Origin of the sequence: Citrobacter freundii complex sp. CFNIH2 (assembly GCF_002880615.1) — a bacterium.
GTDB lineage: Bacteria > Pseudomonadota > Gammaproteobacteria > Enterobacterales > Enterobacteriaceae > Citrobacter_A > Citrobacter_A amalonaticus_F.
The window spans coordinates 4,735,563-4,755,397 of sequence record NZ_CP025757.1 but is presented as its reverse complement, the minus strand read 5'-3'; the positions used below and the strand labels follow the sequence as shown (position 1 = coordinate 4,755,397).

General features: G+C 54.2%; 18 protein-coding genes and 1 pseudogene. 12 read left to right on the top strand and 7 right to left on the bottom strand.

Annotated elements, in window-relative coordinates:
- The first annotated feature begins 6 nt into the window (after positions 1 to 6).
- From WM46_RS23335 to ridA, 7 genes and pseudogenes are all read left to right on the top strand, one after another.
- On the top strand, positions 7 to 1,086 hold the full coding sequence (locus WM46_RS23335; RefSeq protein ID WP_061075393.1) for an alanine/ornithine racemase family PLP-dependent enzyme: 1,080 nt from the start codon (positions 7 to 9) through the stop codon (positions 1,084 to 1,086).
- A gap of 34 nt (positions 1,087 to 1,120) precedes the next feature.
- Complete coding sequence (arcD, locus tag WM46_RS23330) at positions 1,121 to 2,596, top strand: arginine-ornithine antiporter (RefSeq protein WP_061075394.1); 1,476 nt, start codon at positions 1,121 to 1,123, stop codon at positions 2,594 to 2,596.
- 251 nt (positions 2,597 to 2,847) lie between these two features.
- Positions 2,848 to 3,327, top strand: a complete 480-nt coding sequence (locus tag WM46_RS23325; RefSeq protein ID WP_102603884.1) for an arginine repressor — start codon at positions 2,848 to 2,850, stop codon at positions 3,325 to 3,327.
- A gap of 98 nt (positions 3,328 to 3,425) precedes the next feature.
- A pseudogene (gene pyrL, locus WM46_RS26920) lies at positions 3,426 to 3,561 on the top strand (pyr operon leader peptide).
- Between the two features lie 2 nt (positions 3,562 to 3,563).
- A complete protein-coding gene (pyrB, locus tag WM46_RS23315) occupies positions 3,564 to 4,499 on the top strand; it encodes an aspartate carbamoyltransferase (RefSeq protein ID WP_061075395.1) in 936 nt (311 codons plus the stop codon).
- A gap of 14 nt (positions 4,500 to 4,513) precedes the next feature.
- Entirely contained in the window at positions 4,514 to 4,975 is a 462-nt protein-coding gene (gene pyrI / locus WM46_RS23310) for an aspartate carbamoyltransferase regulatory subunit (RefSeq protein ID WP_042321682.1), read from the top strand.
- A 76-nt stretch (positions 4,976 to 5,051) separates the two neighbouring features.
- Positions 5,052 to 5,438 (top strand): 2-iminobutanoate/2-iminopropanoate deaminase, encoded by a 387-nt coding sequence (gene ridA / locus WM46_RS23305; protein ID WP_042999238.1) that lies wholly within the window; start codon positions 5,052 to 5,054, stop codon positions 5,436 to 5,438.
- Between the two features lie 52 nt (positions 5,439 to 5,490).
- Here the strand turns inward: ridA and WM46_RS23300 are convergent, their stop codons facing one another.
- The 5 genes from WM46_RS23300 to mgtL form a co-directional block, all read right to left on the bottom strand.
- A complete protein-coding gene (locus tag WM46_RS23300; RefSeq protein ID WP_102603478.1) occupies positions 5,491 to 6,777 on the bottom strand; it encodes a TRAP transporter large permease in 1,287 nt (428 codons plus the stop codon).
- 30 nt (positions 6,778 to 6,807) lie between these two features.
- Complete coding sequence (locus WM46_RS23295; RefSeq protein ID WP_061075397.1) at positions 6,808 to 7,317, bottom strand: TRAP transporter small permease; 510 nt, start codon at positions 7,315 to 7,317, stop codon at positions 6,808 to 6,810.
- A 60-nt stretch (positions 7,318 to 7,377) separates the two neighbouring features.
- Entirely contained in the window at positions 7,378 to 8,355 is a 978-nt protein-coding gene (locus WM46_RS23290; protein ID WP_061075398.1) for a TRAP transporter substrate-binding protein, read from the bottom strand.
- Between the two features lie 356 nt (positions 8,356 to 8,711).
- The gene (gene mgtA, locus WM46_RS23285) at positions 8,712 to 11,420 is read right to left on the bottom strand and encodes a magnesium-translocating P-type ATPase (RefSeq protein WP_061075399.1); all 2,709 of its coding nucleotides are present in this window, start codon (positions 11,418 to 11,420) and stop codon (positions 8,712 to 8,714) included.
- Positions 11,421 to 11,564: 144 nt separating this feature from the next.
- A complete protein-coding gene (mgtL, locus tag WM46_RS26915; protein WP_146109689.1) occupies positions 11,565 to 11,618 on the bottom strand; it encodes a mgtA regulatory leader peptide MgtL in 54 nt (17 codons plus the stop codon).
- A gap of 268 nt (positions 11,619 to 11,886) precedes the next feature.
- Between mgtL and treR the strand changes: the two genes are divergently transcribed.
- The 5 genes from treR to nrdG all read left to right on the top strand — a co-directional run bounded on the left by treR (position 11,887) and on the right by nrdG (position 19,286).
- Positions 11,887 to 12,834, top strand: coding sequence for a trehalose operon repressor TreR (gene treR / locus WM46_RS23280; protein WP_102603477.1), 948 nt, complete (start codon positions 11,887 to 11,889; stop codon positions 12,832 to 12,834).
- A gap of 145 nt (positions 12,835 to 12,979) precedes the next feature.
- Positions 12,980 to 14,398 (top strand): PTS trehalose transporter subunit IIBC, encoded by a 1,419-nt coding sequence (gene treB, locus WM46_RS23275; protein WP_187394516.1) that lies wholly within the window; start codon positions 12,980 to 12,982, stop codon positions 14,396 to 14,398.
- 47 nt (positions 14,399 to 14,445) lie between these two features.
- Entirely contained in the window at positions 14,446 to 16,101 is a 1,656-nt protein-coding gene (gene treC, locus WM46_RS23270) for an alpha,alpha-phosphotrehalase (RefSeq protein ID WP_102603475.1), read from the top strand.
- A 409-nt stretch (positions 16,102 to 16,510) separates the two neighbouring features.
- The gene (nrdD, locus tag WM46_RS23260; RefSeq protein WP_102603473.1) at positions 16,511 to 18,649 is read left to right on the top strand and encodes an anaerobic ribonucleoside-triphosphate reductase; all 2,139 of its coding nucleotides are present in this window, start codon (positions 16,511 to 16,513) and stop codon (positions 18,647 to 18,649) included.
- 172 nt (positions 18,650 to 18,821) lie between these two features.
- Positions 18,822 to 19,286: an anaerobic ribonucleoside-triphosphate reductase-activating protein gene (gene nrdG / locus WM46_RS23255; RefSeq protein ID WP_061075405.1), complete on the top strand. Its 465-nt coding sequence runs from the start codon at positions 18,822 to 18,824 to the stop codon at positions 19,284 to 19,286.
- 8 nt (positions 19,287 to 19,294) lie between these two features.
- On the opposite strand, the gene WM46_RS23250 is transcribed toward nrdG, so the two are convergent.
- Both WM46_RS23250 and WM46_RS23245 read right to left on the bottom strand, forming a co-directional pair.
- A complete protein-coding gene (locus WM46_RS23250) occupies positions 19,295 to 19,579 on the bottom strand; it encodes a type II toxin-antitoxin system RelE family toxin (RefSeq protein ID WP_102603472.1) in 285 nt (94 codons plus the stop codon).
- Positions 19,569 to 19,811, bottom strand: coding sequence for a type II toxin-antitoxin system RelB/DinJ family antitoxin (locus WM46_RS23245; RefSeq protein WP_102603471.1), 243 nt, complete (start codon positions 19,809 to 19,811; stop codon positions 19,569 to 19,571). The genes WM46_RS23250 and WM46_RS23245 overlap by 11 nt, the downstream gene beginning before the upstream one ends.
- Between the last annotated feature and the right edge of the window lie 24 nt (positions 19,812 to 19,835).

The window sequence follows — 19,835 nt, the reverse complement described above, 5'->3', positions numbered from 1 at the left end:
CCCATTATGCGAAACCAAGATTTTCCATGCCTCTTCGTTAATCTTTCGGTCATTCGTGACAATACCCGGACGCTGATTGCGCTGTGCCGCCAGCACGGTGTAGAGCCTGTCGGCGTCAATAAGCTGAGCTGCGAAGCGGCAAATGTCGCCAGAGCCATGATTGATGCGGGTATCAGCACGATTGCAGATTCCCGCATCCAGAATCTCAAAAAAATCGCCGACCTGCCCGTCGACAAACTGCTGCTGCGTCTGCCGCAGATAAGCCTTGCACACGACATCGTGGCCTATGCGGATATCTCACTGAATTCCGAAGAACATACGTTGCAGGCGCTCTCTGCGGCAGCCATCGCGCAGAACAAAACGCACCGGGTCATTCTGATGCATGACCTGGGCGATCTGCGCGAAGGCTGCGTGGATCCGCAGGAGACACGGCGCCTTGCACGTCTGGTGCACAAGGAACTGCCAGGGCTGACGCTGGAAGGACTGGGCGCCAATCTTGCCTGCTACGGCGGAGTGGAACCCACCACCGAAAACCAGCAGGCGCTGGTCGATCTCGCCCATGAGATCGAAGACGAGCTGGGTATTGCACTGCGCACAATTTCCGGCGCCAGCTCCGCCGCCCTGTTCCTGCTGATCAACGGCGGACTGCCGACGGGCGTCAACCAGTTGCGGCTTGGCGCATCGCTGATCATGGGGTTCGGCCTGAATGACGAGCCGATCCCCGACACTCGTCAGGACGCTATCAAGCTCGGCGTGGAGATCATCGAGCTGAAAGACAAGCCCTCCGTTCCGCAACACTCCACGGCGCTGGATGCCATGGGGAGAAAGCCGGTATTCGAAGATCTTGGCGTACACCATCGGGCGCTGGCCGCGCTCGGCGAACAGGACGTCTCTTTCTCCCAGCTCCGGCCATTTGATCCCGGCGTCAAAGTGCTCGGCGCCAGCTCCGATCACCTGATCCTCGATGTCACCCACGCCGCATCGGGATATCAGGTGGGCGACATCGTCTATTTCTCCCTGGGATACAGCGGCGTCTTGCAGTGCATGACCTCCGAATACGTCGGCAAACAATACAGCTACTTCTAAAAAATCACTCTCTGTCAGATTGAGGACTCTCTTCATGACTACTCTTGATACCAGCAAACCGGCTGCGGACGCTTCGACTTCCCAGTCCGAAGGTAAGCTCAAACTTCCGGCGCTGACGGCGCTTGTGGTCAGCGCGCTGATCGCCGCCGGGGTATTTTCTCTGCCACAAAACATGGCGGCCAAAGCGGGCGCTGGCGCGATCCTGATCGGCTGGGGAATTACCTTCATCGGGATGTTAACCCTCGCGTTTGTCTTCCAGACCCTGGCGCACCGTAAAAGCGAAGTTGAAGGCGGCGTGTATGGTTATGCCCGCGCGGGATTTGGCGAGTACATCGGTTTTAACTCCGCCTGGGGTTACTGGATCTCAGCGTGGATCGGCAACGTTTCGTACTATGTGGTGATCTGTTCCGCCCTCGGCTCGTTCAGCGCGCTCGGTTTCTTCGGTGATGGCACCACCCTTTCCGCGCTGATTGTGGGTTCTATCCTGCTCTGGGGTCTGCATTTTCTGATCTGTCGCGGCGTACAGGGTGCCGCCCTGCTCAATCTGATCGGCACGGTCGCGAAAGTGGTTCCTCTGATCATGTTTGTCGTGCTGGTCAGCGTCGCCTTTCAGGTTCGCACCTTTAAGATTGAATTCTGGGGCAATGAACAGCTTGGCTCTGTTATGGACCAGGTGAAAAACATCATGCTGGTCACCACCTGGGTATTCATCGGTATTGAAGGCGCCGCCATGTACTCGGGTCGGGCGATGAAAAAATCAGACGTGGGTAAAGCCACCATGATTGGATTTTTCATCTCAATCCTGCTGTTTGTCGCCGTTTCGGTTCTGTCGCTCGGCGTTCTGTCTCAGCCAGAGCTCGCCCAGTTGAAGAACCCTTCTACCGCAGGCGTCCTGGCTGCGGCGGTCGGCCCTTGGGGTGCAGCCCTGATGAATATCGGTCTTATCGTTTCCGTCGGCGCCGCGCTGCTGGCCTGGACATTATTATCTGCGGAAACGGCGTACATGGCCGGTAAAGACGGCACCATGCCCAAATTTCTCGGCAAGGAGAACGCCAACAAAGCGCCGGTCAACGCGCTGCTGCTGACCAATGGTCTGACCCAACTGTTCCTGATCATCGCCCATTTCCAACAGGCGGGGTATCTTGCGCTGCTGCTGCTGGCCACCTCAATGATCCTGATCCCCTATTTTCTCAGCGGTTTGTATGCCCTGAAAGTGGCGTGGCAGAAGGACGGTTATAACAGTGATGAACAGCGTTCCATCACCCGCGACATCATCATCGGCGCGCTGGCAACACTCTATGGCGCCTGGCTGGTCTATGCCGCCGGGATGGAATATCTGCTGCTGTCGATGATCCTTTACGCCCTCGGTATCGTGTTTTATGTCTGGGCGCGGAAAGAGAAAAATGGAAGACTTTTCAATCCAATAGAGATCGTTCTGGCTATTATGGTGGTGGCCGCAGGGATCTACGCGGTCTATCTGTTGGCGACAGGCGTGCTCACGCTCAGTTGATGCACGTCAGCACAGGGAAGACGAAGCGGCAAAACTCCGCCTTCCCTTAGACGACTAAGTGGAATATTTTCTCATGCAGATGCCATCCGTCAGGATGCTGAAGCGCGCTCCAGTAAAATTTCAATAAGCCGATCAAAGACATCCCGGTTGAAATGGAGAACATTTGCTTAGTGCGTCATCAATTAAAAATAGAAACATTGGGCAGATCTACTGGTTGTTATCTTCGGCTGATTACACTGGACTAACTGATGATGAAACTTTACCAACCCGCTTCAGAAAAAGAAGAACTACAACTCTCTGTTTGTCAGCGCCTGATTGGCGAAAAAAGCTATCTCTCACAGGAGGAGATCCGCCGCGATCTGCAAAACTACGGCTTTGAAACCATCAGCCAGTCGACGGTTTCCCGCCTGCTGAAAATTCTTGGCGTCATAAAAATTAGAAATACGAAAGGACAAAAAATTTATGCCGTCAATCCGCAATTGCGCCCTGCCCCCGATGCCGCCCGTTCGATTGCTGAAATGGTGGTGAGTGTGGAGCACAACAGCGAATTTATCCTTATCCATACGGCGGCCGGATATGGCCGCGCCGTCGCCAGAATCCTTGATTATCATGCCCTGCCGGAGATCCTGGGGGTCATCGCGGGTAGCAGTATTGTCTGGGTTGCACCACGGGTTGTGCAGCGTACCGGCCTTGTCCACAAACAGATTAACTACTTACTAAAAATGAATTAATATTCATTAAAACCGTTTGCATTGAATAAAAATGGCATTATTTGCTTGATCCGCAAACGGAGCTGAGTATAATCGCGGACAATTTGCCGGGAGGAAGTATGGTCCAGTGTGTACGACATTCTGTCTTACCGCGTCTGAAAACAGACGCTGGCCTGCCGTTTTTCTTTCCGTTGCTAACCTATTCCCAGCCCCTCAAATGAGGGGCTTTTTTTTTGCCCTGGCGTCAGGAGATAAACATGGCTAACCCGCTATATCAAAAACACATCATTTCCATAAACGACCTCAGTCGCGACGACCTCAATCTGGTGCTGGCGACAGCGGCGAAATTAAAAGCGAACCCCCAGCCGGAGCTGCTCAAACACAAGGTTATCGCCAGTTGCTTCTTTGAAGCCTCGACCCGTACCCGCCTGTCGTTTGAAACCTCAATGCACCGCCTGGGCGCCAGCGTGGTCGGCTTTTCCGACAGCGCCAACACGTCGCTGGGTAAGAAAGGTGAGACACTGGCAGATACCATCTCTGTGATCAGCACCTACGTTGACGCGATCGTGATGCGTCACCCGCAGGAAGGCGCGGCGCGTCTGGCGACCGAATTCTCCGGTAACGTGCCGGTACTGAACGCCGGCGACGGTTCGAATCAACATCCGACCCAGACGCTGCTGGATCTGTTCACCATTCAGGAAACGCAGGGGCGTCTGAACAACCTGCATGTGGCGATGGTCGGCGACCTGAAATATGGCCGTACTGTGCACTCCCTGACGCAGGCGCTGGCGAAGTTTGACGGCAACCGTTTCTACTTCATCGCCCCGGATGCGCTGGCGATGCCGCAGTACATTCTCGACATGCTCGACGAAAAAGGCATTGCCTGGAGCCTGCACGCCTCTATCGAAGAGGTGATGGCGGAGGTGGATATTCTGTACATGACCCGCGTACAGAAAGAGCGTCTGGACCCTTCAGAATACGCCAACGTGAAGGCCCAGTTTGTCCTGCGCGCCAGCGACCTGGCGGGAGCGCGGGAAAACATGAAGGTACTGCATCCGCTGCCGCGTATTGATGAAATCGCCACGGATGTGGATAAAACGCCTCACGCCTGGTATTTCCAGCAGGCAGGCAACGGGATTTTCGCGCGCCAGGCGTTACTGGCACTGGTTCTGACTAGCGATTTGGCACTGTAAGGGGAGATAACGAGATGACACACGATAACAAACTGCAGGTTGAAGCGATCAAATGCGGCACCGTAATCGACCATATTCCCGCGCAAATCGGCTTTAAGTTGCTGACCCTGTTCAAGCTGACCGAAACCGACCAGCGCATCACTATCGGCCTTAATCTGCCTTCCGGTGAAATGGGGCGTAAGGACCTGATTAAGATCGAGAATACCTTCCTGACCGCCGAACAGGTTAACCAACTGTCACTGTACGCGCCACAGGCTACCGTCAACCGTATCGACAACTACGAAGTGGTGGGTAAATCGCGTCCAAGCCTGCCGGATCGTATCGACAGCGTTCTGGTCTGCCCGAACAGTAACTGCATCAGCCATGCCGAGCCGGTCTCTTCCAGCTTTGCAGTGAAAAAACGTGTGGATGACATCGCACTTAAATGCAAATACTGTGAAAAAGAGTTTTCTCATTATGTGGTGCTGGCCAACTAATTGCAGTTGGTTAAAAATTCCTGGCTCCCTATAATGCCTGAGAAAATTCATTTACCGCTGTACTTCAGGAGAAATCATGAGCAAAACTATCGCGACGGAAAATGCACCCGCAGCAATCGGTCCATATGTTCAGGGCGTAGATCTGGGCAGCATGATCATCACTTCCGGTCAGATCCCGGTTGACCCGAAAACCGGCAGCGTGTCGGACGACGTCTCCGCGCAGGCGCGTCAGTCGCTGGAAAACGTGAAAGCTATCGTTGAAGCCGCTGGCCTGAAAGTAGGCGACATCGTGAAAACGACCGTATTTGTCAAAGATCTGAACGATTTCGCGACCGTCAACGCCACCTACGAAGCGTTCTTCACCGAACACAACGCCACCTTCCCGGCTCGTTCCTGCGTGGAAGTTGCGCGTCTGCCAAAAGACGTGAAGATCGAGATCGAAGCGATCGCCGTTCGTCGCTAAGCGATAAAAAAATCCGGGCATTTCTGCCCGGATTTTCGTTACTGTCGTCCTCTTACATTACGCCAAAGAATTTCGGCAGGAACAGCGAGATTTCAGGAATATAAGTCACCAGCATCAGTACCAGGAAAAGCACCGCGTAGAACGGTAGCATCGCCTTCACCACCTGCTCGATCTTCTGTTTACTCACCGCACTGGCAACAAACAGCACCGACCCTACCGGCGGCGTGATCAGGCCAATCCCCAGGTTCACCAACATAATCATCCCGAAATGTACCGGGTCAATGCCGAGGGCGTTGGTGACCGGCAGCAGCACAGGGGTCAGGATCAGAATCAACGGCGCCATGTCCATCAGCGTACCGATCAGCAGCAGCATGATGTTGATGCACATCAGGATGACATATTTGTTATCTGAGATGCTGGTAAAGGCTTCGGTAATGCGCATCGGCAGCTGCATGTATGTCATGATGGCGCCAAATGCCGCGGCGAAACCGATCAGGATCATCACGATAGTCACCGTCTTCACCGTGCGATACATCAGCTTCGGCAGTTCAGACCACTTGTAGTCGCGGTAGATAAACATGGTGACAAAGAACGCCCACAGACAGGCGATCGCCGCCGACTCCGTCGCGGTGAAGATACCGGAAAGGATCCCGCCCATTATGATGACGACCGTCATCAGTCCCCACAGCGTATCGAGAAAGATCTTCAGTGCCTGTCGGAACGGCACGCGTTCCCCTTTCGGATAGCCGCGCTTATGGGCAAAACCCACGCACATCACCATCAGGGTAAAACTCAGCAACAGTCCTGGCAGGATCCCGGCAATAAACAGCGCGGCAATCGACACCGTGCCGCCCGTCGCCAGCGAGTAGATCACCGAGTTATGGCTGGGCGGCGTCAGGATGGCCTGCACGGAACCGCTGGCAGTGACCGCTGCGGCGAAGTCACGCGGATAGCCTTTCTTATCCATTTCGGGGATCATCACCGAACCGATCGATGCGGTATCCGCCACCGACGATCCTGAGATCGCGCCAAAGAAGGTCGACGCCACAATGTTCACCAGCGACAGGCCGCCGCGAATGAAGCCAACAAAGATATAGGCGAAGTTCACTAACCGTCGCGCAATCCCCCCTTCCGCCATAATGGCCCCGGCCAGAATAAAGAACGGGATCGCCAGCAGCGAAAATTTGTTCACACCGTTGGTTAACTGGATCATCACCGCTTCGAGCGGGATATCGATATACCACGCCCCGACGATCGCGCTGATCCCCACCGCGTACGCTACCGGCACCCCAATCGCCAGCATGATGCCGAGCGTAAAAACGAGAATAAATGCATCCATTTGCTTTCCCCTATGAAGTCGGTTCGGTCATCAACTGGTTGAACCCAGCATGACCACGGGACGTTGATACTGAGCGCCACGGCAGATCTTTTCGATGATGAAAAGCAGCGTGATCGCCGAACCGATAGGGAGCGGAAGATAGTTTTCCCCGGCGGTCAAAATGGGGAATTCCGCCACAGGTTGATGCCACAACTCATAACAGAGCGTCGAACCGTACCAAAGAATAAAAACACTGATCGCCAGCAGCATCAGATCGGCACCAATAAAACAGATCCGGCGCCCCATTTCACCAAGACGATCGGTCACCATGCTGACAGCAATATGCGAACCCGCGCGGTAACTGACCGCCGCACCGATAAAGGTGAACGTTACCATACACAATATGGCGACCGGCTCAGGCCATGACAGTGCACTGTTCATGACATAGCGCGCAAATATCCCAACAGGAATAACCGCCACCATCACCAATAAAGCCAACCCGGCAATCCACATTGAAATTCGGTACAGCACATCCATTACCGATGAATAACATTCACCCATAATTATCACCTCGACGAATAACCGATTCAGGCGGATGACCTCCGTCACCCGCCTGATGAATTACTTCACATCCTGAATTCGCTTGATCAAATCCTGGTGGTCTTTACCGTATTGATCCCGGACAGGCTGTGTGGCTTTATAGAAATAGTTCGTATCGATATCATGAAAATTCACACCATTCGCTTTCATCGTTTCCAGTGATTTCGCGTTATATGCTTCCCAGAGCTGACGCTGTTCCATTTGCGCTTCTTTCGCCAGTTTAATAATTAATTCCTGATCTTCTTTTTTCAGCTTGTCCCACTTGGCTTTTGAAAACAGGAACAGCTCAGGAATAATGAAATGCTTACTCCAGGTGTAATTTTTGGCAACCGGCAGATAGTTATGTGCGACAAAGGTCGGTGGGTTATTTTCCGTGCCATCGATAACCCCGGTCTGCATCCCGCTGAACACCTCACTGGTCCCCATGGCGATCGCATTCGCGCCCATCGCTTTTAAGGTATCGAGCGATACGGGGCTGGTCTGAACGCGAATTTTCATCCCTTTCAGGTCTTCCGGTTTCACGACCGGATCTTTGGTGATCAGGTTACGCGTTCCGGCATCCATCCAGCCGAGAAACACCAGTCGGGACTGACTGTTGGCGGTCAGCCTGTCGCCAATTTCCTGACCAATTGCCCCGTCCAGAACCTTGTGCAGGTGATCTTCATCGCGGAAGATATAGGGCAGCGTAAAGACGTTAATCTCTGGCAATATTGCGGCAACCGGAGACATCGATACGCGGATAATATCAATCGCCCCCAGTTGCGCCTGTTCAATCATCTGCTTTTCATCGCCCAGCACACCGCCCGGGAAGGTTTTAATATCCAGACGTCCGTCGGTAGCGGCGCTGAGTTTTTCGCCCATATGCTTCACAGCAACCACGTTCGGATAATCAGCCGGATGGACATCTGCCGCACGCAGCGTTTGCGCAGACGCCGCCTGCGCTGCCAGTACTAAAGCAGTACCCATGCACAGGTTTAACAAGGTTTTGGTCAGTTTCATTTTTCCATCTCCAGAGGTTTATAATTTTCATTAATACAAACGACTTGCAGGATAGAGGGCCGCCTTAATTAAAAGGGACAGTAAGGAATGACATTGCCCAGACAGACTCGTCGGTGTAACAAAGTATTACGATGATTATGTTCACAAAATGACGATGGATGGAATTTTTTTTAGCACGCTGTTTCATTTTTGCAATGAAGGTCTTTTTCCTGGAAAAAAGATGTCCTGAAGCGGGCTTAAATTGTGATCGACCACACCTCTTTGGTTTTTCAAAAAAAATAAAACACGACGGAGGGAAGAATATATTCTTGCTTGATGAAAAAGAAAATGGCTGCCGAAGCAGCCATTATTTTCGATTACTGCCAGCCGTATCGGCGGCTATAGAACCCTTTTACCAGTTGCGTTAACGTCATATATCCCACCAGAATCGCTACCAGCCACGGGAAATAACTCAGCGGTAACGCCTGCAATTGCAGATAACCTGCCAGCGGTGAGAACGGCAGCGCAATTCCCACGACCATCACTACCAGCGTCATCAGCATCAGCGGCCAGGCGGCGCGACTCTGAATGAACGGCACGCGGCGCGTACGAATCATATGCACAATCAGCGTTTGCGACAGCAGCCCGACCACAAACCAGCCTGACTGGAACAGCGTTTGCGCTTCCGGCACATTGGCGTGGAATACCCACCACATCAGGCAGAACGTCAGAATGTCGAAGATCGAGCTGATCGGGCCAAAGAAGAGCATAAAACGGCCCAGATCCGCCGGATTCCAGCGCTGTGGTTTCTGGATCTGCTCATCATCAACGTTATCAAACGGGATCGCCACCTGGGATACATCGTACAGCAGGTTCTGAATCAGCAAGTGCAGCGGCAACATAGGCAGGAACGGCAAAAAAGCGCTCGCCACCAGCACACTAAAGACGTTACCAAAGTTAGAACTGGCGGTCATTTTGATGTACTTCAGCATATTGGAGAACGTACGACGCCCTTCAATCACGCCTTCTTCCAGCACCATCAGGCTCTTTTCCAGCAGGATAATATCGGCCGCTTCGCGGGCGATATCGACCGCTCCATCCACCGAAATGCCAATATCCGCCGCACGTAGCGCTGGCGCGTCGTTAATGCCATCGCCCATAAAGCCCACTACGTGTCCTTCACGTCTGAGGAGGCGGACGATCCGCTCTTTATGCATCGGCGTCAGGCGTGCGAACAGCGTGGTATGCTGAGCCAACGCGGCCAGCGCGTCGTCGCTCATGCCTTCGATCTCATTCCCGACAATGACCTCTCCGGCGTCCAGGCCTACCTCATGACACACTTTCGCTGCGACCAGTTCGCTGTCGCCGGTCAGGATCTTCACGGTGATGCCACTGGCTTTCAGCGCTTTCAGAGCCGGTGCGGTCGTTTCCTTCGGCGGATCGAGGAAGGCGATGTAACCTTCAAGGATCAGATCGGATTCATCAATACGCTGGTAATCCCCTTCCCGCGCCGGCAGGTATTTGGTCGCCACGGCGACCACGCGCAGCCCCTGACGGTTCAGCGTATCGGTCACGCGTTTCACCCGGCGCAGCATGTTGTCATCCAGCGGCACAATTTCGCCGTTATGACGTACTTGCGTACAGACGCTGATGATCTCCTGTAACGCGCCTTTACATACCAGCTGATGCACATCCGTCTCTTCTGCCACCACTACCGACATCCGGCGGCGCTCAAAATCAAACGGAATCTCATCAATTTTCTGCCAGCGGGCAGACAATGTGCGTGCGGAGCCTTCATCAACACCTTCCAGCACGGCGGTATCCAGCAGGTTTTTCAGCCCGGTCTGGTAATGGCTGTTCAGCCATGCCGCGTGCAGAACGCGTTCACTGGGCTTACCGGAGATATCCGTATGATTTTCCAGCACGATTTTGTCCTGGGTCAGCGTGCCGGTTTTATCGGTGCACAGAACGTCCATCGCGCCGAAGTTCTGAATGGCATCCAGATGTTTGACGATCACTTTTTGCTTCGACAGTTTTACCGCGCCGCGTGCCAGCGTCGAGGTGACAATCATCGGCAGCATTTCCGGCGTCAGGCCCACGGCGACGGAGAGCGCAAACAGCGCCGCTTCCCACCAGTCACCTTTGGTGTAACCGTTAATGAGCAGCACCACTGGCGCCATCACCAGCATAAAGCGGATCAACAACATACTGACGCGGCTGATGCCCTTCTGGAACGCGTTTTGCTCGCTTTCCTGTTCGCTGACGCGCCCCGCCAGTTGACCAAACCAGGTATGCGCGCCAGTGGCGATGACCATCGCCTGCGCCGTGCCACTCACTACGTTAGTCCCCATAAAGCACAGGGTGTCGCGTTCAAGCGGGTTGCTTTGGCTGGCGTCGCGGGTGTGCGCCACTTTCTCCACCGGCAGCGATTCGCCGGTTAACGACGCCTGAGCGACAAACAGGTCTCGCGCCTGAATGACCCGCAGATCGGCCGGGATCATGTCCCCCGCCGACAGCTTGATGATGTCGCCGGGCACCAGCTGATCGATAGGCAGTTCCACCCAGCCGTTTTCCCCTTTCTCATTGATGACCCGCAGCACCGTCGCGGTGTTGCTGACCATCGCTTTCAGCGCGTCCGCCGCTTTGGTGGAACGCGCTTCCTGGACAAAGTTAAGCAGCGTGGAAATCACTACCATCAGGGCGATCACCCCGGCGGCGAACAGATCTTCCGTGGCATACGAGATCGCGCCCAGAAGAGTCAGCAAGATATTGAACGGGTTGCGATAACAGACCCACAGATGCTTCCACCACGGTGACGGTTTCTGGGTCGGCAGAAGGTTTTCACCGTATTGTTCGCGGGCGGCGTTCACCTCTGCCGCATTGAGTCCTTCCGGATGCGCATTAAACGTTTTCCATAGCGTCTTTTCATCCATCACGGCGACTTTCAGGCAATGTTCGCTCAGTGAAGAAGGCATCGGGGTGCTGGCAATCGACTGTGCATTAGGCAATGGATCGCGGTGCACCAGGCGATCGGGCAGATGGCGGCCAAGCCGGGCAAACAGCTGGCGAGTGATATTTTTAAACATAGGCAGTCCCTCCGCGCCAACAAGACGGGCGCAGAAATATCCTTCAGGCGTGGCAAAGCCTTACCTGACAGGTAACATAATTTTTAAACAGGGACGTTAATGCGTCACTGTCTTACATCACCGGTAAGACAGCGAAAGGCAGGCTTACCGGAAAGCGCGTATTCTCCATTTCGGGAGAGGGGTGGGATCGGGATCCATAAAGCCTCCGGTAATTGAATGAGTTAGCCCACAGATTATAAGTTGTAGATCATAATATTTGTGGCATTTATGGCGTTATAATAACCCCCGGCAATTAAACAAAACATATACACAAAATCATTCAGTTCGCATCCCGGCAGAAAATGAACGACGCCAACGCAGAGACAGCGTGAAGGATGACGTGTATAAACCAGACTTTGCCCATTGAGGTTTCTCTAAGTAAAGTTACCCTCTTATCATCTTTTGTTGCGTACCACGGGAAAACAGGATGCAAAATCGGCTGACTATCAAAGACATCGCCCGCTTAAGCGGCGTGGGGAAATCCACCGTTTCCCGTGTGCTGAACAACGAAAGCGGCGTCAGTGAACGGACTCGCGAGCGTGTCGAAGCAGTGATGAATCAGCACGGATTTTCCCCCTCCCGTTCCGCTCGCGCCATGCGTGGTCAGAGCGATAAAGTGGTCGCCATCATTGTGACCCGTCTCGACTCCCTGTCGGAAAACCTTGCCGTACAGACGATGCTGCCGGTGTTTTATGAGCAGGGCTACGATCCGATCATGATGGAAAGTCAGTTTTCCCCGGAAAAAGTCGAAGAACACTTGGGTATGCTGAAACGCCGCAACATCGACGGCGTGGTGCTGTTCGGTTTTACCGGCATCACGGACGCGATGATCGCCCCGTGGCAGGCATCGCTGGTGCTGCTGGCTCGTGACGCGAAAGGCTTTGCCTCCGTCTGCTACGACGACGACGGGGCGATTAAAATCCTGATGCAGCGCCTGTACGATCAGGGACATCGAAACATCAGCTTTCTCGGTGTGCCGCACAGTGACGTCACCACCGGGAAGCGCCGCCATGACGCCTATCTCGCGTTTTGCAAACAGCATAAGTTACATCCCGTCGCGGCCCTGCCGGGTCTGGCGATGAAGCAAGGCTATGAGCATGCCGCGAGCGTCATTACACCAGACACGACCGCGCTGGTCTGCGCCACGGATACTCTCGCGCTCGGTGCCAGTAAGTATTTACAGGAGCAGCGGGTCGATAACCTGCAACTGGCGAGCGTCGGTAATACGCCGCTGATGAAATTCCTGCATCCGGAGATCGTCACGGTCGATCCCGGCTATGCCGAAGCCGGACGCCAGGCGGCGGCCCAGTTGATCGAGCAGATCAACGGACGCAGCGATCTGCGCCAGATCGTCATTCCTTCCACCCTTTCCTGAATCATTGCCGATCGCTTTCTGAACGATAATTTGTGATCTTCGCTGCGTTTCGGGAACGTTCCCATTTTTAAATTTTTATCCCGGATATACTCTGTGCCCATCGCATAACCCCCCTTTTTCACAGTCATCGCCACGAGGCTTCATGATGAGCAAAGTTAAACAAGCGGATATTGACCGGCTGATAGAGCTGGTAGGCGGGCGAGAGAATATCGCCACAGTGAGTCACTGTATTACGCGCCTGCGCTTTGTGCTGAATCAGCCAGCAAACGCCAGACCGAAAGAAATTGAAGCCTTACCGATGGTCAAAGGCTGCTTTACCAACGCCGGTCAGTTCCAGGTGGTGATTGGCACCGAGGTTGGCGATTATTACAAGGCGCTGCTGGCCACCACCGGGCAGGCGCACGCCGATAAAGAGCAGGCGAAAAAAGCGGCTCGTCAGAACATGAAATGGCATGAGCAACTGATCTCCCACTTCGCTGAAATCTTCTTTCCGCTCCTGCCGGCGCTGATCAGCGGAGGCTTGATCTTAGGTTTCCGCAACGTCATTGGCGACCTGCCAATGAGTAACGGCCAGACGCTGGCGCAGATGTATCCGGCGCTGAAAACGGTCTATGACTTCCTGTGGCTGATTGGCGAAGCCATCTTCTTCTATCTGCCAGTAGGCATCTGCTGGTCGGCGGTGAAAAAAATGGGCGGCACGCCGATCCTTGGCATCGTGCTTGGCGTCACGCTGGTATCGCCACAGTTGATGAACGCGTATCTGCTGGGGCAACAAATACCGGAAGTATGGAACTTCGGCCTGTTCACCATCGCGAAAGTGGGCTATCAGGCCCAGGTCATTCCGGCACTGCTGGCTGGCCTGGCGCTGGGCGTGATTGAAACGCGCCTGAAACGCATCGTGCCGGATTATCTGTATCTCGTTGTGGTGCCCGTGTGTTCATTGATCCTCGCGGTTTTCCTCGCTCATGCGCTGATCGGTCCGTTTGGCCGCTTGATTGGCGACGGTGTGGCCTTTGCGGTTCGCCATCTGATGACCGGTAGCTTCGCGCCGATTGGTGCCGCGCTGTTTGGCTTCCTGTATGCCCCGCTGGTGATTACCGGCGTGCACCAGACCACGCTCGCCATCGACATGCAGATGATCCAGAGCATGGGCGGAACGCCGGTATGGCCGCTGATTGCCCTTTCCAACATCGCACAGGCGTCTGCGGTGGTAGGCATTATTATCGCCAGCCGTAAACAGAACGAACGTGAGATCTCCGTTCCTGCCGCGATCTCCGCCTATCTCGGGGTCACTGAGCCGGCAATGTACGGTATCAACCTGAAATACCGCTTTCCGATGCTCTGCGCGATGATCGGCTCCGGTCTCGCCGGTCTGCTCTGCGGCCTGTACGGGGTGATGGCGAACGGTATCGGCGTCGGCGGTTTGCCGGGCATCCTTTCCATCCAACCGACTTACTGGCAGGTGTACGCCGTGGCGATGGCGATCGCCATTGTCATCCCGATCGTGCTGACCTCCATGGTCTACCAGCGCAAATACCGTCAGGGCACGTTACAGATTGTCTGATTTTATTCGGGGCGCACTTGCGCCCCTCGCATAACCAGGAATTGACTATGAATACCCTTCCCCACTGGTGGCAAAACGGTGTCATCTACCAGATCTATCCCAAAAGCTTTCAGGATACGACCGGCAGCGGCACCGGCGATTTACGCGGTGTGACGCAGCGCCTCGATTACCTGCATAAACTGGGCGTGGATGCCCTCTGGCTGACTCCGTTCTATATCTCACCGCAGGTGGATAATGGCTACGATGTCGCTAACTACACCGCTATCGATCCCGCTTACGGTACGCTGGATGACTTCGATGCGCTGGTCGCCCAGGCGAAAGCGCGCGGCATCCGCATTATTCTCGACATGGTGTTTAACCACACCTCCACGCAGCACGCCTGGTTTCATGAGGCGCTCGATAAAGACAGTCCATATCGCGAGTTTTACATCTGGCGCGACGGCACGCCCGATGCACAGCCCAACAACTGGCGCGCCAAATTTGGCGGCAACGCCTGGCAATGGCATGCCCAGAGCGAACAGTATTATCTGCACCTCTTCGCCCCGGAACAGGCGGACCTGAACTGGGAAAACCCTGCCGTCCGTGCCGAACTGAAAAAAGTCTGCGAATTCTGGGCCGATCGCGGCGTGGATGGTCTGCGCCTGGACGTCGTCAACCTGATCTCCAAAGATCAGCGCTTCCCCAATGACCTGGACGGCGACGGTCGCCGTTTTTATACCGATGGGCCGCGAGCGCATGAATTTCTGCATGAGATGAATCGTGACGTCTTTACCCCGCGCAAGCTGATGACGGTCGGCGAAATGTCTTCCACCACGCTGGAACATTGCCAGCGTTACGCCGCGCTGGACGGTAGCGAACTGTCGATGACGTTCAATTTTCATCACCTGAAGGTCGATTACCCCGATGGAGAGAAATGGACGCTGGCGAAGCCCGATTTTGTCGCGCTGAAGACCCTGTTCCGCCACTGGCAGCAAGGGATGCACAACGTCGCGTGGAATGCGTTGTTCTGGTGTAACCACGATCAGCCGCGCATCGCGTCGCGCTTTGGCGACGAAGGGGAATATCGGGTGCCGGCCGCGAAAATGCTGGCGATGGTGCTGCACGGTATGCAGGGAACGCCGTACATCTATCAGGGGGAAGAGATCGGCATGACCAATCCTCATTTCACCCGGATCACCGACTACCGCGATGTGGAAAGCCATAACATGTTTGCCAGGTTGCGGGCGGAGGGTCGCGATGCCAATGAACTGCTGGCAATCCTGGCCAGTAAATCCCGCGACAACAGCCGTACGCCAATGCAGTGGAATAACCGCAAGAACGCCGGTTTCAGCCAGGGCGAACCGTGGATCCCGCTGTGCGATAACTACGCGGACATCAACGTGGAGAACGCGCTCGGCGATAATTCGTCGGTGTTTTATACCTATCAACGGCTGATTGCGCTGCGCAAATCCGAACCCGTGCTGACCTGGGGCGACTATCAGGATCTGTTGCCGGACAGCCCACATCTCTGGTGTTACCGCCGTGAATGGCAAGGACAAACGCTGCTGGTCATTGCCAATCTGAGCGGTGAATGTCAGGCCTGGTTCCCGGAATCGTACCGGGGCAACTGGCAGGTGTTAATGCACAACTATGATGAAGTTTCACCACTGCCGACGGCGATGACGCTGCTTCCTTTCGAAGCTATCTGGTGGTTACAGAAGTAATCGTTTGAGCCCCTCTTGCCCGGAGAAGCACGTCTTCCCGGGCAGAATTCCCCTCTCTGCCTTAGCTCACTGTTTTTGCTGAATAAATAATCAGATTTTTCTCTATCACAATTTACAATCGCTATAACGCCCGCCAACTGTACGCTCTGCTGTTTACCTTGCGCTATATCAAAAAAATCGCAAACACTTTTGATGCAAATCACTATATATAGAACTTAAAATGCAATCCGCCCCAACATGTTGTATTAATCAACTACATTTACAACAACGATGATGTCCACAGTCAGGGTGACTTTGTGGATAACATGGGACTGGATTGCGGGAAGTGATTGGATAGAGAGATGAATAACCATATCAATGCTTCCCGAGCCTCTGTGGATAACCTGTTCTTATACATTATGGAGTGATCATGACACCGCATGTGATGAAACGAGATGGCTGTAAAGTGCCGTTTAAATCAGAGCGCATCAAAGAAGCCATTCTGCGTGCAGCTAAAGCAGCGGGAGTCGATGACGCAGATTACTGCGCCACCGTCGCAGAAGTCGTTAGCAGTCAGATGGACACGCGTAGCCAGGTCGATATTAATGAGATCCAGACAGCGGTTGAAAACCAACTGATGTCCGGTCCTTACAAGCAACTGGCGCGCGCCTACATTGAATATCGCCATGACCGTGATATTCAGCGTGAGAAACGCGGTCGTCTGAACCAGGAAATTCGCGGCCTGGTGGAGCAGACCAACTCCGCGCTGCTCAATGAAAACGCCAATAAAGACAGTAAAGTCATCCCGACCCAGCGCGACCTGCTGGCCGGTATCGTCGCCAAACACTATGCCCGTCAGCATCTGCTGCCGCGTGATGTGGTACAGGCGCACGAGCGCGGTGATATTCACTATCATGATCTCGACTATTCCCCGTTCTTCCCGATGTTCAACTGCATGCTGATCGATCTGAAAGGGATGCTGACGCAGGGCTTTAAGATGGGTAACGCGGAGATCGAGCCGCCAAAATCCATCTCTACCGCCACCGCCGTGACCGCGCAAATCATCGCGCAGGTCGCCAGCCATATTTACGGCGGCACCACCATTAACCGTATTGATGAAGTACTGGCGCCCTTCGTGACCGCCAGCTTTAACAAGCACCGTAAAACGGCGGAAGAGTGGCAAATTCCGGATGCCGACGGCTACGCGCATTCCCGTACCGAGAAAGAGTGCTACGACGCATTCCAGTCTCTGGAGTATGAGGTTAATACGCTACATACCGCCAACGGCCAGACGCCGTTCGTGACCTTTGGTTTCGGCCTGGGCACCAGTTGGGAATCGCGCCTGATTCAGCAGTCCATTCTGCGTAACCGCATCGCCGGTCTGGGCAAAAACCGTAAAACCGCCGTGTTCCCGAAACTGGTGTTTGCGATCCGTGACGGCCTGAACCACAAATTTGGCGATCCGAACTACGACATCAAACAACTGGCGCTGGAGTGTGCCAGCAAGCGGATGTATCCGGACATTCTGAACTACGATCAGGTCGTGAAAGTCACCGGTTCGTTCAAAACCCCAATGGGCTGCCGCAGCTTCCTCGGCGTGTGGGAAAACGAGAACGGCGAACAGGTTCACGATGGCCGTAACAACCTCGGCGTAATCAGCCTTAACCTGCCGCGTATCGCGCTGGAAGCCCATGGCGATGAAGCCACCTTCTGGAAACTGCTCGACGATCGTCTGGTGCTGGCACGTAAAGCGCTGATGACCCGTATTGCCCGTCTGGAAGGTGTGAAAGCTCGCGTTGCGCCAATTCTGTATATGGAAGGTGCCTGCGGCGTACGTCTGAAAGCCGATGACGATATCGCGGAAATCTTCAAAAACGGTCGTGCATCGATTTCACTGGGCTATATCGGTATTCACGAAACCATTAATGCCCTCTGTGGCGACAAGCACATGTACGACAGTGAAACGTTGCGAGCAAAAGGCATCGCCATCGTTGAACGTCTGCGTCAGGCTGTCGATCAGTGGAAAGAAGAGACGGGCTATGGCTTCAGCCTGTACAGCACGCCGAGTGAAAACCTGTGTGACCGCTTCTGCCGTCTGGATACCGCCGAGTTTGGCGTCGTGCCGGGCGTCACCGATAAAGGCTACTACACCAACAGTTTCCACCTCGATGTGGAGAAGAAGGTAAACCCGTACGACAAAATCGATTTTGAAGCGCCTTACCCGCCGCTGGCGAGCGGTGGCTTCATTTGCTATGGCGAATACCCGAACATCCAGCACAACCTGAAAGCGCTGGAGGACGTCTGGGACTACAGCTATCAGCATGTGCCGTATTACGGCACCAATACGCCAATCGATGAATGCTACGAGTGCGGCTTTACCGGTGAGTTCGAGTGCACCAGCAAAGGTTTCACCTGTCCGAAATGCGGCAACCACGACGCCGCGCGCGTGTCGGTGACCCGCCGCGTCTGCGGTTATTTAGGCAGCCCGGACGCGCGTCCGTTTAACGCCGGTAAACAGGAAGAAGTGAAGCGTCGCGTTAAGCATTTGGGGAATGGGCAGATCGGTTAATTTCCGTTTGCAAAGGCCGCAGGCCTGATAAGACGCAATCGCGTCTTATCAGGCATCACAATGTTGCCGGATGGCGGTGCAAGCACCTTATCCGGCCTACTACCGATCGGTAAGTGACCCGGGTGAGTGAGAGCGGCCAACACCGCTACAGCGCCAAATGCAACGAGGAAAAATGAATTATCACCAGTATTATCCCGTCGATATCGTTAATGGCCCCGGCACTCGCTGCACCCTGTTTGTTTCAGGGTGCGTGCACGAATGCCCTGGCTGCTATAACAAAAGCACCTGGCGGCTGAATTCCGGTCAGCCATTCACAAAAGCAATGGAAGACCAGATCATTAACGATCTGAACGATACGCGGATCCACCGCCAGGGGATCTCCCTTTCCGGCGGCGATCCGCTTCATCCGCAGAACGTACCGGATATCCTGAAGCTGGTGCAACGCATTCGCGCTGAATGTGCGGGCAAAGATATCTGGGTGTGGACCGGCTATAAGCTGGATGAACTCAACGCCGCGCAAATGCAGGTTGTGGATCTCATTAACGTGCTGGTCGACGGCAAATTTGTGCAGGATCTGAAAGACCCGGCGCTGATCTGGCGCGGCAGCAGCAACCAGGTTGTCCATCATTTACGTTAACGTCCCCGTCAAAGCCGTTTGTCAGCGTCCTGATAAACGGCCGATTTTTCCCGTTTACCAATAGCGATCACCAGTACCAGAACCTGTGCGTCCTTCACCTGATAGACCAGCCTGAAGCCAGACGCCTTGAGTTTTATCTTGTAGCAATCAGGAAAGTCATGAAGCCGCGCGGAGGGGATCCGCGGATGTGAAAGCACCTCAGCCAGTTTCTTCCTGAACTGATTTTTCACTGTTTCACCCAATTTTTGCCATTCCTTCAGCGCCCGCGGATCAAACTCCAGTTCATAGCTCATCCAACTGAACCTTAATGCCCTTTTGCGGGTTAGCCAGTCGTTCCCGGACGGTCTGAAGTAGCGCCTCTTCGCTGTCGCTAATCGTGACCGTTTTCACCGGCATTCGTCCATTTTCAGCCACGTACTGAAAAAGCAGTCTTACGGCTTCCGTAGGCGTAATATTGAGTTTATCCAGCACGGCGTACGCCTCATTTTTGAGTTTGTCATCCAGACGGACGTTCAATGTGGCCATTATGCCTCCAGATCAAGAAAAAGA

Coding starts and splice junctions, on each gene's coding strand:
- WM46_RS23335 (WP_061075393.1), top strand. CDS start 7: ATGCGAAACCAAGATTTTCCATGCCTCTTCGTTAATCTTTCGGTCATT.
- arcD (WP_061075394.1), top strand. CDS start 1,121: ATGACTACTCTTGATACCAGCAAACCGGCTGCGGACGCTTCGACTTCC.
- WM46_RS23325 (WP_102603884.1), top strand. CDS start 2,848: ATGAAACTTTACCAACCCGCTTCAGAAAAAGAAGAACTACAACTCTCT.
- pyrB (WP_061075395.1), top strand. CDS start 3,564: ATGGCTAACCCGCTATATCAAAAACACATCATTTCCATAAACGACCTC.
- pyrI (WP_042321682.1), top strand. CDS start 4,514: ATGACACACGATAACAAACTGCAGGTTGAAGCGATCAAATGCGGCACC.
- ridA (WP_042999238.1), top strand. CDS start 5,052: ATGAGCAAAACTATCGCGACGGAAAATGCACCCGCAGCAATCGGTCCA.
- WM46_RS23300 (WP_102603478.1), bottom strand. CDS start 6,777: ATGGATGCATTTATTCTCGTTTTTACGCTCGGCATCATGCTGGCGATT.
- WM46_RS23295 (WP_061075397.1), bottom strand. CDS start 7,317: ATGGGTGAATGTTATTCATCGGTAATGGATGTGCTGTACCGAATTTCA.
- WM46_RS23290 (WP_061075398.1), bottom strand. CDS start 8,355: ATGAAACTGACCAAAACCTTGTTAAACCTGTGCATGGGTACTGCTTTA.
- mgtA (WP_061075399.1), bottom strand. CDS start 11,420: ATGTTTAAAAATATCACTCGCCAGCTGTTTGCCCGGCTTGGCCGCCAT.
- treR (WP_102603477.1), top strand. CDS start 11,887: ATGCAAAATCGGCTGACTATCAAAGACATCGCCCGCTTAAGCGGCGTG.
- treB (WP_187394516.1), top strand. CDS start 12,980: ATGAGCAAAGTTAAACAAGCGGATATTGACCGGCTGATAGAGCTGGTA.
- treC (WP_102603475.1), top strand. CDS start 14,446: ATGAATACCCTTCCCCACTGGTGGCAAAACGGTGTCATCTACCAGATC.
- nrdD (WP_102603473.1), top strand. CDS start 16,511: ATGACACCGCATGTGATGAAACGAGATGGCTGTAAAGTGCCGTTTAAA.
- nrdG (WP_061075405.1), top strand. CDS start 18,822: ATGAATTATCACCAGTATTATCCCGTCGATATCGTTAATGGCCCCGGC.
- WM46_RS23250 (WP_102603472.1), bottom strand. CDS start 19,579: ATGAGCTATGAACTGGAGTTTGATCCGCGGGCGCTGAAGGAATGGCAA.
- WM46_RS23245 (WP_102603471.1), bottom strand. CDS start 19,811: ATGGCCACATTGAACGTCCGTCTGGATGACAAACTCAAAAATGAGGCG.